General features: G+C 71.4%; 11 protein-coding genes. 8 read left to right on the plus strand and 3 right to left on the minus strand.

The window, feature by feature from the left end; all coding sequences use genetic code 11:
* Positions 1-51: 51 nt before the first annotated feature.
* The gene (locus tag F4561_RS25970; RefSeq protein ID WP_312885545.1) at positions 52-696 is read left to right on the plus strand and encodes a LysE family translocator; all 645 of its coding nucleotides are present in this window, start codon (positions 52-54) and stop codon (positions 694-696) included.
* A gap of 33 nt (positions 697-729) precedes the next feature.
* On the opposite strand, the gene F4561_RS33830 is transcribed toward F4561_RS25970, so the two are convergent.
* From F4561_RS33830 to F4561_RS25985, 3 genes are all read right to left on the minus strand, one after another.
* The gene (locus F4561_RS33830; RefSeq protein WP_184582584.1) at positions 730-2,298 is read right to left on the minus strand and encodes an RDD family protein; all 1,569 of its coding nucleotides are present in this window, start codon (positions 2,296-2,298) and stop codon (positions 730-732) included.
* A gap of 9 nt (positions 2,299-2,307) precedes the next feature.
* Complete coding sequence (locus F4561_RS25980) at positions 2,308-3,534, minus strand: ATP-binding protein (RefSeq protein WP_246437293.1); 1,227 nt, start codon at positions 3,532-3,534, stop codon at positions 2,308-2,310.
* 299 nt (positions 3,535-3,833) lie between these two features.
* Positions 3,834-5,939: a BTAD domain-containing putative transcriptional regulator gene (locus tag F4561_RS25985; RefSeq protein WP_184582588.1), complete on the minus strand. Its 2,106-nt coding sequence runs from the start codon at positions 5,937-5,939 to the stop codon at positions 3,834-3,836.
* Between the two features lie 432 nt (positions 5,940-6,371).
* Between F4561_RS25985 and F4561_RS25990 the strand changes: the two genes are divergently transcribed.
* From F4561_RS25990 to F4561_RS26020, 7 genes are read left to right on the plus strand one after another with little or no spacing between them, the layout of a single operon-like run.
* Entirely contained in the window at positions 6,372-6,566 is a 195-nt protein-coding gene (locus F4561_RS25990) for a thiomuracin/GE37468 family thiazolyl RiPP peptide (protein WP_184582589.1), read from the plus strand.
* Positions 6,567-6,587: 21 nt separating this feature from the next.
* Entirely contained in the window at positions 6,588-9,392 is a 2,805-nt protein-coding gene (locus tag F4561_RS25995) for a lantibiotic dehydratase (protein WP_184582597.1), read from the plus strand.
* Entirely contained in the window at positions 9,385-10,443 is a 1,059-nt protein-coding gene (locus tag F4561_RS26000) for a thiopeptide-type bacteriocin biosynthesis protein (protein ID WP_184582599.1), read from the plus strand. The genes F4561_RS25995 and F4561_RS26000 overlap by 8 nt, the downstream gene beginning before the upstream one ends.
* On the plus strand, positions 10,409-11,470 hold the full coding sequence (locus F4561_RS26005) for a thiopeptide maturation pyridine synthase (protein WP_184582601.1): 1,062 nt from the start codon (positions 10,409-10,411) through the stop codon (positions 11,468-11,470). The genes F4561_RS26000 and F4561_RS26005 overlap by 35 nt, the downstream gene beginning before the upstream one ends.
* The gene (locus tag F4561_RS26010) at positions 11,467-12,864 is read left to right on the plus strand and encodes a SagB family peptide dehydrogenase (protein ID WP_184582603.1); all 1,398 of its coding nucleotides are present in this window, start codon (positions 11,467-11,469) and stop codon (positions 12,862-12,864) included. The genes F4561_RS26005 and F4561_RS26010 overlap by 4 nt, the downstream gene beginning before the upstream one ends.
* A complete protein-coding gene (locus tag F4561_RS26015; protein WP_184582605.1) occupies positions 12,861-14,783 on the plus strand; it encodes a hypothetical protein in 1,923 nt (640 codons plus the stop codon). The genes F4561_RS26010 and F4561_RS26015 overlap by 4 nt, the downstream gene beginning before the upstream one ends.
* Entirely contained in the window at positions 14,776-16,761 is a 1,986-nt protein-coding gene (locus tag F4561_RS26020; RefSeq protein WP_184582606.1) for a TOMM precursor leader peptide-binding protein, read from the plus strand. Before F4561_RS26015 ends, F4561_RS26020 begins: the two co-directional genes overlap by 8 nt.
* The last annotated feature ends 48 nt before the right edge of the window (positions 16,762-16,809 follow it).

Raw genomic sequence — 16,809 nt, forward strand, 5'->3', positions numbered from 1 at the left:
TCGCGGGCGCTCTGCGAGACTAACGTGGTCCCGACCGAGGAGAATTTTCCCGTGCCCAGCACAATGGCCCTGCTCTCCTTCTCCGCCGCCGCGTTCCTACTGATCGTCGTTCCCGGCCCGAGCGTGCTGTTCGTAGTGGGACGGGGCTTCGCCTACGGGCGGCGGGTGGCGCTGTTCTCGGCCGGCGGTAACGCGCTGGGCGAGATGGTTCTGGTGGCGGTGGTGGCGGTGGGGCTGGGCACCGTCGTGGCGCAGTTCACCGCGCTGCTGACCGCGGTGAAGCTGGCCGGAGCCGCATATCTGGTCTTCCTCGGTGTACAGACGATCCGCCACCGCCGCGAGCTGGTTCCCTCGGAGCGGCAGCCTCCGCCGAGCGCCGGCCAGGGCTGGCGCGGCCTCTGGGACGGGTTCGTGGTCGGCGCCACCAACCCGAAGTCGCTCATCTTCTTCATCGCGGCGCTGCCGCAGTTCGCGAGCCCCGCTGCCGGGAGCCTCATGCTGCAGATGCTCGTCTTCGGGGTGGTGTTCAACCTGATCGCGGTTGCCTGCGACACCTGCTACGCGCTGCTCGCCGGAACCATGCGCCGCTGGTTCCTGCTCGTCCCGCGCCGCATGGAGGTCACCGGTGCCATCTCCGGCTGGCTGATGATCGGCCTGGGCGCCCACCTCGCGCTGACGGGGCGTCGGCCAGCCTGATCGGGCGTCCTTCCCGCGTCCCCGAGCCCAGCGTCAAGCCTGGATCACCCACGTCTTCGCGAGCTCGTCCCGGGCTCCCCGGTAGTGGGGGTGGTCCCGGAGCATCACCACGAGGTCGGCCAGGAAACCCACCACCGGAAGCAGCGCGAAGCCGAACAGCAGGGCGGTGCGGCCGGCCGCCGCCTTCCTCGACGGCGGGTTCCCGGTGGCCAGGTCAACGGTCCTGATGCTCATGGCCCGCTTGCCGACGGTCTGCCCGGTGTTCGCCGTGGAGAGCCAGAAGTAGCAGAAGACCGCGGTCAGCCCGCAGACCGCCGCGCTACCCATACCGATCCACAGGGAGACCGGCCCGTCGGGAAGCGATAAGCCGAAGACGATCCCCATTGTCGCGAACATAGTGAGGTAGAAGGCCACGAGTCCGAGCGCCCCGGCAACGAACCCGTCCACCAAGAACGCCCCCAACCGGGTCCCCGGGTCGGCGGCGACCGGCGGCTGGGCGGGAGCCGAGTGTGCCGCCCGCGAGCGCTGCCGCTCGGCCTCGGGGAACTCCCCCGCTGCGAAACGCGCCAAGGCGTCGCGGTCCACCACCCCGGTAAGGATCAGGTAGGCGAACACAGCGACCACCAGCAGCGGAATCGCCGCCGCCGCGTACGGCAGCGGGAGCCAGGAGATGGCGAGCACCGCCAACGGAGGCAGCAGCACCGACCCGGCCCACACCCTTCCCCACTTCCGGTTCACCAGGAACCGGCGCATCGAAACGGGTACCCGCCAGATACGGAACAGCGCGTACCCCAGGCAGGCGGTGGTGATCACGGAGAAACCGAGCCGCAGCGTGACCGCGTTGGGTTCGTCGGCCTCGGCGATGACCATGATTATCGAGAAGAACCCCAGGAACGCCGATATCGCGATGAGCGACCGGGTGAACTCCCGGCACTGCGTGTAGACCGCCTGCAGCACCGTGAAGTCGCGGGGGTCGATGGCGAGCACCGTCCTGAGGTACCGCAGCGCCTCGATCTTGCGCCACCGCTGCGACTGCACCACCGCCAGCTTGGTCAGCGCCCACGTGTCCTCCGGTGCCAGCCGCACCGCCTCCCGGTAGTGCCGGGTCGCGGTGCGGCGGTCGCCCAGCAAATGGTGCACCTGCCCCGCCTGGCCCTGTAGCCAGGAGTCTTCAGGGGCGAGTTCGAGGGCGCGGTTGGCCGCGTCGCGGGCGCCCTGGGCCAGGAGGTCACGGCGGAGGCCCTTCTGGTACCGCGCGGCCCGGGCGAGCGCGACGATCATGTGGCCCCGGTCGTTCTCGGGATTCAGCCGTAGCACGGCCTCGCCCGCGTCCAGCATGTCGACGGCCTGGCCGTTGTCGAGCAGTGCCATCGCCAGGCAGATATAGGCGCTGGGGCGCCCCCCATCCAGGCCGATGGAGCGCTGGCAGGCGGCGATGGCCGCCTGGTACTGGTTGGCGCGCAGGTGCGCCCGCCCCTTCATCTCCCAGAGAATGGGGTGGTCAGGGTCGGTGGCGAGCGCCTGCTCGACGATCCGCAGGGCCTCTTGGGGTTTGCCTATCGCCAGGCGCGTCTGCGCTCGCTTGATGGCATCGTTGACCACGGCCGCGCGTCACCGCCGGGAGCGGCGCTGGGAACGGATATAGGTGGCGAGCTCGTCGTAGCTGCCGTCCCCGGAGAACTCGACGACGTTCTTGGCGGTTTCCAGCCACGGTCCCGTGGAGGGGCGCACCTCGCCCAGGGCTTCCCGGAAGTCGTCCATTGTGATGGGCCGCACCTGCCCGCTCCGCGCGGAGTCCAACAGGGCGCGCTCGGCTGCGGTGTCGACCAGGTGAGCCAGGTCGGCGCCGGAGAAGCCCTCGGTGTGCTTGGCGATCTTGTCGTCGTCGATCCCGGAGGCGGGGCGGTCCTTGAGGGCGGTGGTGACGACCGTGGCCCGGGCTTCCTTGTCCGGGGGCGGCACGAACAGCATCCGGTCAAGCCGGCCGGGGCGCTTCAGCGCGCTGTCGATATCCCAAGGGTGGTTGGTGGCGGCGAGGAAGAAGACACCCTCGTTGTCCTCCTCCACCGAGTCCAATTCGGTCAGCAGTTGCGTGACCAGGGGCCGCAGAACGGAGGACGCGGCGCCGCGCCGGCCGCCCATCGCGTCCAGCTCGTCCAGGAAGACGACCGAAGGGCGGTACTGGCGCGCCTGCCGGAACAGTGCCTGCAGGTTGGCCTCGCTGCCGCCGGTCTTGCTGTCCAGGATGTCGGCGACCGAGACCGACAGGAACTTCGCACCCATCTCGCCGGCGACCGCCTTGGCGATGAACGTCTTGCCGCAGCCGGGCGGGCCGTAGAGCAGCAGCCCACCGCGGAGGCTTTTCGCGTAGGCCTTGCGGAGCTCCTCATTGCGCATCGGCATGAGGAACGAGGCGTTGAGGCGGTCCTTGACGTTCCGCATCCCGGCGACGTCGTCGAGGGTCACCCTCTCCCGTTCGGGCGGGAAGTCCGCGGGCATCAGGGGATCGGGCCCAATGTCCGACCACGAGGTCGGGCCGTTGCCGTGACCGCTTCCGGGCTCCTCTCTCCCCATGGTGGCCACCCCCCCGTCAGGTTCGGAGAAACCGAACCCGACGCCGGCTCCGGGTTCCGGTTTCCGCTCGGGAGGCGGTTCGACGGGTGCGGGGGTCTCCTCCGGCGGGTGCGCCGCCGCGGCCTCGGCCGGAGACACGGGGGTGCCCAGCGCCCTGCTCATCAGCTCCTTGGCTTTCGCCGACTCGGAGTCCTGCTGCAGCGCGGTGGCGATGTGCGGGATCGCGGCCGAGGGGTCTCCCCCGTCGAGCAACAGTTCAGCCAAATGCAACCGGAGAACAGGGTCCGAGGGGGACGCCTCTACAGCTGCGGAAATGCTCGTGATGAGCTGCTCACGTGACGAGTTCACGGAGGGGCCTCTCTACTGCCACGCGTGCGGGCCGGAACAACGCATCGGGACCGTTCAGGCCCCGGCCCCGGAAGTCTACAACTTCCGAGAAGTCCGGTTCGCGGGTGGTCGGCACCGGTCGCCCGAAGGTTCCGGAAGCGGATTGGGGCAAAACCGGCCCCTCGGCCCGTCTTTGCGACCGCTATGCGCGCCCGCGGTGTCCTCAGGGCGCCCGGTCATCCGCGACCAGCACCGGAGCGCTCACGTCTCGGATCGGCGGCCGGCCGCAGCCGAGCCGCGGCGGCGTTCCGGGTCAGCTCGGAATCAACACGCTCCGTGAGGCACCGGGAGAACGCGGCGAGCAGGCCGCGCAGCTGGTAACGGTTCCTGGCGACCGCAACGGCCAGGTGTTCGTCCACGAGCTGGTCGAGCAAGGGCTGGACATGTGCCGGGCTGAGATCGGCGAGCACCGCCGCGCACTCCACGGTGAACTTGGGGCCGGGGTGCAGCGCGAGAAGCCGGAACAACCGCCGCGCGTCGGCGTTCAGGGCCCGGTAGGACTGGGCGAAGACCGTGCGCACGGCCCGGGTTAGCGGAATGTCCGCACCAAACTGGTCCCGCGCGCTGATGAGGCGTCCGGGCAGCTCGCTCACGTCTCGCCCCGGTAGGGCCTGCAGATGGCGTGCGGCCGCGGCGACAGCGAGCGGGAGCCGGCCGCACAGCTCCACCGCCCACTCGGCCGCGGCCGGGGCGCCCGCGAGCCGCTCCGGACCAAGCATGGCCGCGAGCAGCTCCCAGCCTTCAGCCAGCGAGAACACGTCCAGGGCCAGTGTGAACGCACCGTCCAGGGCGAGCGCGCGCCGGCTGGTGACCAGCACCAGGGATGTGGGACTGGCGGGCAGCAGTGGCGCGATCTGCTCCTCACTCTCGGCGTTGTCCAGCAGCACCAGCGCCTTCCTGCCGTGCAACCGGTCGCGAAACAGCACCGCCCGCTCCTCGACCCCCGCCGGGACCTGGTCCGGGGGTACGCCCAACATGCCGAGGAACGAGGCGAGCACCACGGCGGGGTCCGCCGATGGCTCCTCGGAACGTCCGCGCAGGTCCACCCACAACTGCTGTTCGGCGTACTCTCCCGTGCCCAGCAACTGGTGCGCGAAGCGGATGGCGAGCTGGGTCTTGCCCACGCCGGCCGTACCCTGGATCGCGCATATCGGTACCGCCGTCGCACTGCTCGTGCCGCGGACCAGGCTCTCGTGCAACGTACGGAGTTCGGCGGAGCGGCCAACGAAGTCGGTGGTACCGGGCGGCAACTGGTGTCGCGCGTTCACCGGCACGGGCTCACGCGCGATGTCGTGCTGGAGCACCCGCTGGTACGCCCCGACAAGTTCGGGCCCGGGATCCGTTCCGAGCTCCTCGACCAGTCTCCGGCGCAGCCGGTGGAACACCTCCCCTGCCGCGTCGTGCTGACCGCAGCCGGCGAGCGCGATCATCAGTGCCGCGTGCGCGGCCTCGTGCAGCGGGTCGGAGCCGGCCACCTGGCGCAGGTGCGGCAGAACCTCCTCGTGCCGGCCCAGCCCCGCGGCCACGTCGGCGTATTCGACCACGACCGCCTGCCGCTCCCGGGACAGCGCCACAACACCAGGGTGCGTCCGAAGTGCCGCAACGTCGGCCAGTGGCTCCCCTCGCCACAGTTCGGCCGCCTGCCCGAACAGAGCGCACGCGTCGGTGAGCTCCCCAGCCTCGCGCTCCTGGCGCGCGCGGGCGACCACATGGCGGAACTCCAGCAGGTCGAGCTGGTCCCCGGTCACCATCAGGTAGTAGCCCCCCGCGCTCGCGGCCAGCACCTGGGAGTCCCCGGCTTCCGCGCGCGCCGGCCGCAGCCGGCGGCGCATGCGCGACATCCGGGAACGCAGCGAACCGCGGGCGCTGGATGGCGGCCGGGTTCCCCATGCGGCCTCGACCAGGGAATCGTGGCCGACCACAGCGTTGGGGGACAACGTCAGCAGGCCCAGCAGCGTTCGCTGCGCCTCGGACCCCGGGTCAACCGGCACGCCATCGACGGTGACGAGCAGTGGACCGAGAACGCCCACTCGGACGCTGGGGGCGCCCCCCGCGTCACGGGAACCCGCACGCACCAGCTCGTCGGCCTCGGTCCGCGCCAGGTCCAGCGCCTCCACCAGCCGCCTGAGCGTGCTGGCGCGTGGCCGCGACACCCTGCCCTGCTCGACATCGCGCAGCGCGGCCACGCTCAGCCCGGCGAGGCCCGCAAGGTCGTGCTGGGTGAGCCCGGCCCGCTGGCGGAACACGCGTACCAGTGAAGCGAGTCCGGCGGAAGCGTCCATTCGGAAGATCCTAACGATTCGAAACTTTGGATGCTCCAAATCAAATAGGGAAACCCAGTTCATACGCGTACCGGAGCTCTGGTGCCGCCCCCACAGCCCGACCGGGCGGTCCGCGTGCTGGTGGCCCGGTCTGAAGCCGCGCGCCGATGGCCGTAGCGCGCCAGTACATCCCCGCTGAAAGCATGAAAAGCCCCCATTTGACCTGGGATTTTCGTGCCGCTGGACGCCGTTCGCGCAACCGCCGCATATCAGCGGCGCCGACGAGACTGAGCATGCGGCGCAGCGCCACACTCACAGCGGGGGTGGGGAACATCACTGTGCGCGCTCGTGGCCGGCCTCGGCCACACGGCACCCGCTGAGCCGGGATCCAGGCTGAGCAGGGCCCGGTTCTTCGGCACCGACAGCTTGATTCGCCATCGCTAAGGAGCGTTGATGCAGACACCGAACACGAGCGAGCAGAACGTCAGCTTCGAGGTCGACGACCTCCCGATGGACGTGTTCTCCCTGACCTCGAAGGGATTCACCGTCGAGTCCCTGACGTCAGCTCACGGCCTTCCGGAGAACGGCGCTTCGAGCGACATGTCAGGGGCGGGGTCGTGCAGCCCGGGCGGTTGCGCCTCGTTCTGACCGCAGTGAAATGACCGGCTCGTGCTGGTGGAGCGGTCCCCGCCCACCAGCACGAGCCCACCAGCCGGAAGGGACGTACTCGCCATTCCCACCGAGCCCCCGCACCGGATCGGCCTCGCAGCCGCCGGCCCGGACACGGCGCCCGCCGCGGACTTCCCCGCGGAGGCCCCGCCGGCCGTTCGGATCGCCGGGGTGGCGCTGTCCGCGCTGACCCGGCTGCGCTGCGACACATCGCACGCGGCGATGCTCGCCTGCCTAGGCACACGCGAGGAGCTGGCCAGCGCGGGCCGCCAGTTGTCGGACGAGCTGTACCCGGTGATCGGGCAACTGGGCGCGCACACGCGCAAGCCGGGTCTGGTAGGGCTCCGCCGCGCCGTCTACCAGCTGCGGACGCCCGGGGAACGGGAGTGGAACCCCGACATCAGGGCACTGATGCCAGCCCTCCTGCGCGACCGGGTTTCGACGTGGCTCGGCGAGCTGCACGACTACCACGCCCGACTGGCCGGCCTGCCCGACATACTCGCGTCCGAGACCGCCGACGCACGGGCGGAGTTGCGTGCCGCGACCGAGGATCCACACTTCCTGCGCGCCCTCGCGCTGTCCAGTCCGGCGCTCTCGGAGGTACTCGCGAAATGGCACGCGGACCCGCGGCGCCAACCGAAGCGGCAGAGCATCGGCCGGCTGGTCAAGTACCTCGCCCGCGCGGCCACCAAGACCAGTCCGTTCAGCACGTTCACGGTCAGCGGACTCGGCCGGTGGGACACCAGCGCGGCGGCGACGCACTACCCGGCCCCCGGAGCCGCTCACTGCATCCTGGAGCTCGACCGGCCCGCGTTCGAGCGCGTCCGCGACACCTTGGCGGACGACCCCCGGTCGCTGCCCGAACTGACCGTACGGGTCAACCCGAGTGTCACCGTCACCGGCGACGCGGTGCGGTTCCTGGCGCCGAACCCGGACGAGCCGGTCGTCACGCTTCCGGCGTCGGCGGCCGTCACCGAAGTGCTCCGCGTGGCACGCGAGCACGGCCCACTGACCGTTGCCGAACTCGGAGCGCACCTCGGCCGGGTCCACGGGGACCCGGAGGCGGCCGGCCGGTTCGTCGGCAGGCTTCGCTCGGCCGGCCTGTTGGAGGCCCATCTGCCAGTGGCCGACCAGTCCGAGCGCCCGTTCGCGGATCTGGCCGGCTGGCTCGGCGACCACGGTCCCGCCGAGTTCGCCGCCTGCGGCGTACGGGCCGCCCACGTCGACGACGAGCTGGAACGCTCCATCCCGCCAGCCGACAGCGACGCGTACCGCGCTCGGGAGCGCTCGCTGCGCCAGGCGTACGCCGCACTCGACGAAACCGTCCGGGACGTCACCTCAACCGCGGACGCGCCGGACGCTCCCCGACCGGTCACGCTGCACGAGAGCGCGGTGTACCGAGGTGCTTCCGCGGAGTGCGCCACGCGGGAGTGGGAGCCCGCGCTGCGCGACCTGAACGTCGTCCGGCGTTGGCTGGCCCTGCACGATCCCGCCGCGCCGATGCGGCTGGCGCTGGGTTCGTTCCTGCGTGCGCGGTTCGGGCCACACGCCCGGGTCCCGCTGCTCGACCTGCACCGCGCGATGCAGGAGGAGAGCGGCTCCGACACCTCCCCGTTCGGCCCGGAACTGCGGTCCGCGATGGAGCTCACGTCGCGCGCGGACCCGTCCATGCGCCGGCCGAGCACGCTCGACCGGATACGCGAACTGGACCGCCTTGAGCGTGCGGCGACCGAGGAGGTCCTCAACGGCAGGGTCATGGCCGATGGAACGGTCAGTGCGGATCCCGCGCGACTCACCGCGCTCGCCGACACCTGGCCCGCGTGGGCCGTGCCACCGCGTTCGCTGCTGTGCTACGTGCAGCAGGTACCGGGGCACGTCAGCGGGGGCGCGCCCTGGCTGGTGGTCAACTCCGCGACCACCGGATACGGGCGGGCGCGCAACCGGATCCACCAGCAGCTGCGAACGGCCGGTGACACGCCGGATCACATCGGCGTCACCGGGGCCGAGGACGGCGTCGTGACCGCGGAGTTCGCCGGCGCGTTCGGTATCGGCCTCAATCGCAAGCAGCCCACAGCCGACTACGAGCTGGACTACCCGGGCGCGGTGTCGACCCGCCCGCCAGACGAGCTCCTCCCGCTCGGCGACTTGGCGGTCACGCTGGACGCCGAACACGACCTCCCCCGGCTGGAGTCGGAAACGCTCGGCGCGCGGGTCAAGCCGCTGCACCTGGGAATGATGGCCGACGCGCTGCTCCCGCCCGTCGCCCGGCTGATCGCACACGTATTCGGTGGAACGTTCCTGCGGCACCCCGCCATCACTCTGCGGGGTGACCTGGCGGATTCCGGGATTCCCGACGAGGTCGTGTACCGGCCCCGAGTGCGCCTCGGAAACGTCGTACTGCGCAGGGCCAGCTGGCTGGCCCCCACCCGGCTGGTTCCGATACCCGGTCCTCACGAGCGGTACGCCGACTACCTGTACCGGCTGCTCGGCTGGCTCCGCGACCACCAGATCCCGGAGACGTACTTCGTACGACCTCTCTCCGCCGCGTTCTTCGACGCCGCACCGGACCCGAACGCGCTGCTGTCCTGGATGTTCGGCAAGTCGCGCAAACCGCAGTTCGTCGACGCCAAGAACCCCTTCCTGATGGACCTCCTCCAGCGGCTGGCCAGCGAACCGCATACCGGTGCCCTGCTGTTCACCGAGGCCCTGCCCACCCCGGAGGACGCGCCGCGGTATGCCGACGGCGGGCAACGGGTCACCGAGTTCATCGTGGAGGTCTCGGGCACGGAGGGCTCGGGTGTCTGAGCACGCGATGACGACCGGCGCCGCGGGCGAGACCGGAACACACGGGCACGAGCGGCCGGAGGCCGAGTGGTTGGCGGCGCACGTGTTCTACCACGAACATCTCGACCCCATGATCACCGACCTGATCGGTCCGCTGGTCACGGAGCTGACCGGGTCCGGGCTCGCGGACGAGTACTTCTTCCTGCGGTACTGGGACGGCGGCCCGCACCTGCGGTTCCGCGTCCTCCCGCCGGACGCGTCCGCACTCGGACAGGCGCGCGACCTGGTGAGGTCGCGAGTCCGGGGGTTCCTCGACGCCCACCCCGCCACGACCGCGGTCGGCGCGGCCGAGTACCAGCGCTCCGCGGAGCGCATCGCGCGGTTGGAGAACGAGCCGGGGTACTCCCCCATGCGGCCCAACAACTCCGTCGCGTTCCTGCCGTACCGCCGCGAACGGCACCGCTACGGGTACGGTGCCGCGGCCACCGCCGTGGAGCGGCACTTTACCGAGTCGAGCCGACTGGCGCTCCGGCTGCTGGGCTCCGATCCCGATGCCGGCCAGCGGTTCACCGCGGCCTACTCGATGCTGACGCTCGCCTGGCTCGCCGGAACAGACGGTCCGGCCGCGCGCTTCGGTAGCGCCGAGGAGCCCCATACGCGTGCGGGCGTTCCGGACACCACCGAGCTGGAACGGCTCTGGCAGGACCAGCGAGCCACGCTGTGCGCCCTGACCGGACAACTACGCGCGGTGGCCGTAACCGGGAACACCCATTCCGGCGATCTCGCGGACTGGGTGCGGTCGATCGGCCGGCTGCGGCGGGTGCTCGACGAGGAGGCCGCGGCGGGACGGTTCGAGCCGCCATTGCCCAGGGGCGCGGTTCGCGCGGGCCCCGCCCCACCATCCCTGCCTGTTGTGGACATCTGCGCGCATCTCTACTGCAACCGGATCGGGCTGTCCCTGGCAGACGAGGGCTACGTCCGGGCGCTCGCGACGCGCGCGATCCGTGAGACCGAGACAGGAAAGGAAGGTGGGGCCCATGCCGTGGCACGCGATTCACGTCTCCTACCATGACGACAACCGGGACCGGCTGGTCCTCGACGCGGTGCGCCCGCTGTTCGGACGCCTGGCCGAGGACGTCCCCGAGGCGTACTTCACCCCGCACTGGCGGCGCGGCCCGCACGTGCGCCTTCTGTTCCGCACCGGGGACGAGGTGTTCCACGACGTGGTGCGCCCCGCGACCCGGGAGGTCGTCGGCGCGTTCCTGCGCGACCACCCCTCCACGGCGGAGCTCGACGAGGCCCGGGTTCTGCCGCTGCACGAATGGCTGGCGGCACGCGAGAACGAGAAGGGGCCGCTGCGACCGTTCCGGCCGGACAACACGATCACTGTCGAGCGGCACGACCCGCGGCTGCACGTCCTGGGAAACCCGGACTCCGCGGAGATGCTGGCCCGCTTCTATGTCGCCACGACACCGCTCGCGTTCGCCATGATCGAGGGCACCCCGGACCCGGCCGCACGCCGGAGGCTCGCCTTCGCGTTGCTGGCCGGCACCGTGCACGCGTTCACCGCGACCGGTCTCGCCCAGAGCTACGCGACCTTCCGCTCGCACGCCGAAGTGTTCCTGGCCACTACGCCAACGGGTGAGGAGTACCGGAGCGAGTGGGACGCGCAGTACGACCAGCACGCGGAACGCTTCGGCACCGAACTCGTCGAGGCCCTGGCCACGGTCGACGGGGATCGGAACTCGGTGCCGTTCGTCCGGCAGTGGGTTGACACCATGCGGCCGATCGCGCGGGGCGTTCGCGACCTGCAGGACACCGGAATGCTGCACCTCCCCCCGGCGGACCTGAGCGCGCCCCCCAGCGACTTCCACCGCGCCATGGCGGCGAACCCCGCGGCGGTGGCGATGTTGCAGACCGCCGAGTTCAGCGTGTTCCGGCAGCTCATCAACTACCTCTACGTGCACCTGACGCGGATCGGCCTCAGCACTCTGGAGCGGAACGCGCTGTGCCACATCCTGGCGAACACCACCGAGCGGCACTACGGAATGACCGCGCTGGAGATGTTCAACAGCTCCCTGGCGGACACGCGGCGATGACGGCCGGGAACGAGCTGCTCCAGCTGAGAGACGGGGTGGACGCGGCGACCAGCGAGTCCGGTGAGGTGTACCTCGTCCGCTGGCCCCATTCCCGCGCGCTCGGTGTGCTCTCCACGCCGCAACGGGGTGTGTTGCGGCGCTTGGCCAGTCACCAGTGCACCCGGGACGAGCTGCGCCGGGAGGCCGGCGCTCCGCCTGGCGAACTCGATGGTCTGGTTGAGAGGCTGCGCGATGGCGGGTGGCTGCGCGTCACGGCCACCGCGGACGACGCTCCGCTCTACACGGTGGAACCGCTGCGCGCGGCGCCCCCGAGCGACGCGGAGTACCACCTGCCACACGCCGCCCTGTCCCGGTTCGCCACCTTGGCGCCGGACGGAGACCACCTGGTACTCGCCGCGCCCGAAGGCGCCTGCGATATCCGGCTGCACGACCCCCGCGTCCTGGCCGTGGTGCGCGAACTGGCCGGCGGAGCAGAGGTCACCGCGTTGACCCGGCAAGGGCTCGCGGAACAGGCCGTGCGCCGCCTGCTGGCCGACCTCGCGTTCGCCGGGGTTCTCGGCCGGGAGAGCGCCGCGGACCCCGGCGACCTGTGGAGCCCGCACGAGCTGTGGTTCCACGCGCACAGCCGGCACGGTGACCGGCACAGGCTCGGCGTGGATATGGGGGGCACCTTCCCGTTCGCCGAGACTCTCGCCCCACTGCCGGCGCGCCGGAGCCCGGTCGGCCCGCCGATCCCGCTGGACCGCCCCGACCTGGACACGCTACGTACAACGGACCCGCCGCTCACGGCGGTGCTGGAGGACCGGGCGTCCCAGCGGGAGCACGACCACGAGCGCCCGATCACGCTCCACACGCTCGGCGAGTTCCTGTACCGCTGCACCAGCGTCCGGGAGAAGGTCGCGCCGGACGGGCAGGAGTACCCCGGTCGGCCGTACCCGGGGGGCGGCGCCCTGTACGAGCTGGAGTTCTACCCGCTGGTCCAGCGTGCCGACGGGCTCGATCCCGGTCTGTACCGCTACGACCAGCACGGCCACCAACTGGAGCGGGTTGAGGCGGCACCGGAGGTGCTGCGGCGCATGGCCGGAGTGGTGCGGACAGCCTCGGCCGTGTCCGAACTTCCGCAGGTCGTGGTGGTCATCGCCGCCCGGTTCGGCCGGATCATGTTCAAGTACGAGGCCATGGCGTACGCGCTGACGTTGAAGCATGTCGGGATCGTTTACCAGGTGATGTATCTGGTGGCCACGGCTATGGGGCTGGCCGCGTGCGCGCTGGGCACGGGCACCTCCACCGAACTCAGCGAAGCGATCGGCGCGGACCCGCTCGCCGAGGCCGCGGTAGGCGAGTTCATGCTGGGCAGCGCGCCCTCCTCGCCGGGAAGGGGCGCCACACCATGAAGCTGGTGCTGCGCTCGGACGTGTACCGCGCGTCCACGGCGGAGGGTCTCCGGGTGCTGACCCACCACGGCCTGGTGGCGTTCAGCGGCGTCTCGATCGCGGCGTGGCTCGACCGGTTGGAGCCCTATCTCGACGGGCGGTTCGGCCTCGACGACCTGACCGCGAACCTCGGGGACGGCCACAAACGGATGCTGGAACAGGTCATCGAGGCGCTGGTCGGCGCCGACATCGTGCGTGAGGTCGAGGACCTCGCGCCCGTACCCGCCGACCCGCCGGGAGATGACGCGCCTGAACGACAGTACCTGGAATACTTCCTGGACACCGCTGCCGCGACGTGGCGGCGCTACCGGGAGTGCGACGCGCTGGTTATCGGCCGGGGCGCGCTGGCCGCGGCGGTCGCGCATGCGTGCGCTCGCTCCGGAATCACGCGGGTGCGCACCGCTCTCCCGGACGAACCGATGAACGGGCACGTGCGGGACTCCGGAATCGTGCTGCACGTAACCGAGGACGCCGACCTCGCCCTGGCCCGCTGGTTGCGCGACGTGTGCGCGGCCCCGGGAGCGATCCTCGGTCATGCCGCGGACCTCGGCGACCACGCGGTTATCGGGCCGGTGGGAAGCGAGACGCGGGACTGGGAGAGTGCCTGGCGCCGGATGCTGGCCCTGCGGCGCGCGGACAGCGCTCCGTCCGGGCAGCCCCCCGACTCGGCGGACCACGCGGTGGTGGCGAACCAGCTCGTGCACCGCGCGTTCCGGGCGCACACCGGAATCGCCGACGACGCCGAACGCGACCGGGTGACCCGCGTCACCTACGACACATTGGAAACGACCCACCACACGGTCCTGCCGCACCCGGCCACGCGCCCAGCCACCGCGGCCACCCGCGCGCGGTTCACCAACGAGGTGCGCACGTTGCGCCGTGGCACGGAGCTCACGGCGGAGGAGATGTCCCGGCGGACCGCCCCACTCGTGGACGGCCGCACCGGAGTGTTCGGCGCGCTCGACCAGCGCGACTTCGCGCAGTTCCCGCTCCACGTCAGCGAGGCCACCGTCTCCGACCCCATGGGACTGGCCGGCGGCCCGGTACGGGTGGTCGGCGCCGGACCGGACTACGCCACCGCCCGGTACCGCACCGCGATGCGGGGCTACGCGGCGTACGGCGCGCTCGCTGTGGACCCGCGCCAGCTCTCCGGCCGCGGCCCGGGCACCCCGGACGACCTGCTGGCGGCGCTTCGCCGCGGGCACGCCTCGGGCCGGGTGTGGGGGTACGGCCTCGCGGACGGCCAGGTTCATGCGCTGGACGCGGCGCGGGCCTTCCCCGCGCTGGCCGATGGCGCCGGGGCGGGGCTTCCCGTGCGTGGTAGCGCCGCGGGCTACACCTGGGAGCACGCGGTGCGGGACGCCCTGCTGGACCATTGCCGCGCGCTCGCCACCAGCGGGCTGGACGCGTGGGACGAGCCAGTGCCGCTGGTGGACGTGGGCGCGGTCGCGCTGGACCAGGAAACCGTCCACTACCACGCGCTGCTGTGCGCTACCGGGCGAACGGTGGAGGTCTACGACCTCACCCGGCTGCTCACTGTTCCGTGCGTTCTGGTGCGCGACTCCGCGGACACCGGTGTCTGCGGCGTTGGGGCGTCGACCGCGGAAGCGCTTCGCGACGGTCTGGAGCGGGCGCTGCTGGCCTACCAGTCCGCGTCGTACGGCGATCCGGCCTACGCCCCGCCGCGCGTGGCCGTGCCACGGGAGCGCTTGCGCGGTGCCGTTCCGAGCGCACTCGACGACACCGTACTAACCGTCGACGGGCTCGTCGCCGCGCTACGTCCACTGGGTTACGCGCCGGTGGCGGTGCCGCTCGATCACGACCGCGAAGTGGCACGACGAGTTCCCTTTCTCATCCAGGTGGTACTCGACCATGACTGACTCCCCCGCCATGCCCACCCACACGCGGGCCGCGACACGCGGCCGGGCCGGACACGTCCGGGTGACCGGCGACGGGCTACTGGCGGCGGCGGTCACCAAGGCGGTGCGCGCTCCGGATGGCGACGCGCTTCCGGACCTCGCCAGTTCCGTCAGCGATGCCTGGCGAGAGGACTGGGGCGAGCACCGGGCTTGGGGGCGCAACCGCGGAGTGCCGTGGTTGCCAGTGCGCACCGAGCTCGGCATCGCCGTACTCGGTCCGCTCGAACGCACTGGCGTTCCGGGATGCCTCCGCTGCGTGGAGACCCGAAGGGAGCTGGCCCACGAGGACCCGGACGGCGCGCTCGCGGTTCGGACCGCCCACCGCGGTCCCCTGTCCAGCACGCCCTCCTCGCTTCTCACCACGCTAGCCGCTGGCACCGTGGCGGAGCTGGTCGCCGCCGAGGCCGCGCGGCTCGCCCTCGGGGACGAACCACGGACCGCGGGTGCGCTGCTGCGGCTGGACCTGCGCACACTCCAGACCAGCCGGCACCGTTTCCTCGCCGACCCGCTCTGCCCGGACTGCGCCCCGCCCGACGACGGAGAACCCATCGCGCTGCGCTCCCGGCCGAAACCGGCGCCGGACTGCTACCGGTTGCGGCCCAGCATCGACCCCGCCGAGCTGCGCGCGCGGTACGTGGACAGCGAGACGGGTGTGCTCCGCGAACTGTGGTACGAGAACGCGGCAGGTATGGCGCTGGTGCACGCGCCGGTACGGTTCCCCGGGACGCGGCAGAGGCTGCGGACCGAGTTCGGCTTCGGGCGGAGCCGCGACTTCCGCACCAGCGAGACGGTGGCGATCTGCGAGGCACTGGAACGTTACGGCGGCATTCGGCAGGGCGCCCGGTCCAGGGTGCTGCGGGCGCGTTACCGCGACATCGCTGACCGCGCGATCGACGTCGATGCCGTGGGAACGCACCCGCCGGAGTCCTACGAGCTGGCGGACTTCCGGTGCCGCGCCTTCGACCCGGACCGGGAGTACGGGTGGGTGACCGGGTACTCGTTCGCTCGGGGCGGTCCCGTTCTGGTGCCGGAGCGCATGGCCTACTACGGCAGCGTCGAGCGGGCCGGCCAGGAGGACCCGCCGTTCGTGCTGGACTCCTCGAACGGCGCGGCGCTCGGGAGCTGTCTGGAGGAGGCCATCCTGCACGGCCTCCTGGAGATCGTGGAACGCGACGCGTTCCTGCTGTCGTGGCACGCCCGGATGCCCGTGCCCGCCATCGCCCCGGACTCCGCCGCCGACCGCACGATCCCGCTGCTCGTCGCCCAGATCAAGCACGAGCTGGGTTACCGGGTGACGGTGCACGACACCACGCTCGACCACGGCATTCCCAGCGTGTGGGCCATGGCCACGCGCCTGGACGGCGACGTGTCCCGCCCTCAGGTGTCCTGCGCCGGGAGTGCGCACCCGCAGCCGGAGCGCGCCATCGTCAGCGCGCTCGCCGAGCTGGGACCGATCCTGGCGGACCTGGTCGACCGGTTTCCCACCCGGAGCGAGCACGTGGCGGACCTGGTGCGCGACTCGGACCACGTACAACAGCTGGAAGACCACGTCCTGCTCTATAGTGACTCGCGGGTTTTCGACCGGTTCGACTTCCTGGCGGACTGCCGCACCGGTGTCCCGATCAGTGAGGCGTTCGGGGCCGGCACACCGCGGATCGCCGGAGCCGACCTCACCGATGACCTGCTCGCGCTCGTCTCGCGCCTGCGCGACAGCGGATTGGACGTGGTCGCCGTGGACCAGACCACTCCCGAGCACCGCGCCGCAGGGCTGAGCTGCGCCAAGGTATTCGTCCCCGGGGCGCTCCCGATGAGTTTCGGACACCGGTACCGCCGCTTGCACGGGTTGCCGCGGCTACGCGAGATACCCGCGCGGCTGGGCTACGCCGACCGTCCGTTGCGCGACTGCGAGATCACGACCCATCCGCACCCGTTTCCCTAGGGCACAGACCGTTCGTGCCAGGGAGGCGGTGGCGTTGGCGCCGCGCGG

The organism is Lipingzhangella halophila, from assembly GCF_014203805.1.
Taxonomy (GTDB): Bacteria; Actinomycetota; Actinomycetes; order Streptosporangiales; family Streptosporangiaceae; genus Lipingzhangella; species Lipingzhangella halophila.

Excerpts from the sequence above, each read along its gene's own strand:
- F4561_RS25985 (WP_184582588.1), bottom strand. The coding sequence starts at position 5,939 with ATGGACGCTTCCGCCGGACTCGCTTCACTGGTACGCGTGTTCCGCCAG.
- F4561_RS26010 (WP_184582603.1), top strand. The coding sequence starts at position 11,467 with ATGACGGCCGGGAACGAGCTGCTCCAGCTGAGAGACGGGGTGGACGCG.
- F4561_RS26005 (WP_184582601.1), top strand. The coding sequence starts at position 10,409 with ATGCCGTGGCACGCGATTCACGTCTCCTACCATGACGACAACCGGGAC.
- F4561_RS26020 (WP_184582606.1), top strand. The coding sequence starts at position 14,776 with ATGACTGACTCCCCCGCCATGCCCACCCACACGCGGGCCGCGACACGC.
- F4561_RS26015 (WP_184582605.1), top strand. The coding sequence starts at position 12,861 with ATGAAGCTGGTGCTGCGCTCGGACGTGTACCGCGCGTCCACGGCGGAG.
- F4561_RS25990 (WP_184582589.1), top strand. The coding sequence starts at position 6,372 with ATGCAGACACCGAACACGAGCGAGCAGAACGTCAGCTTCGAGGTCGAC.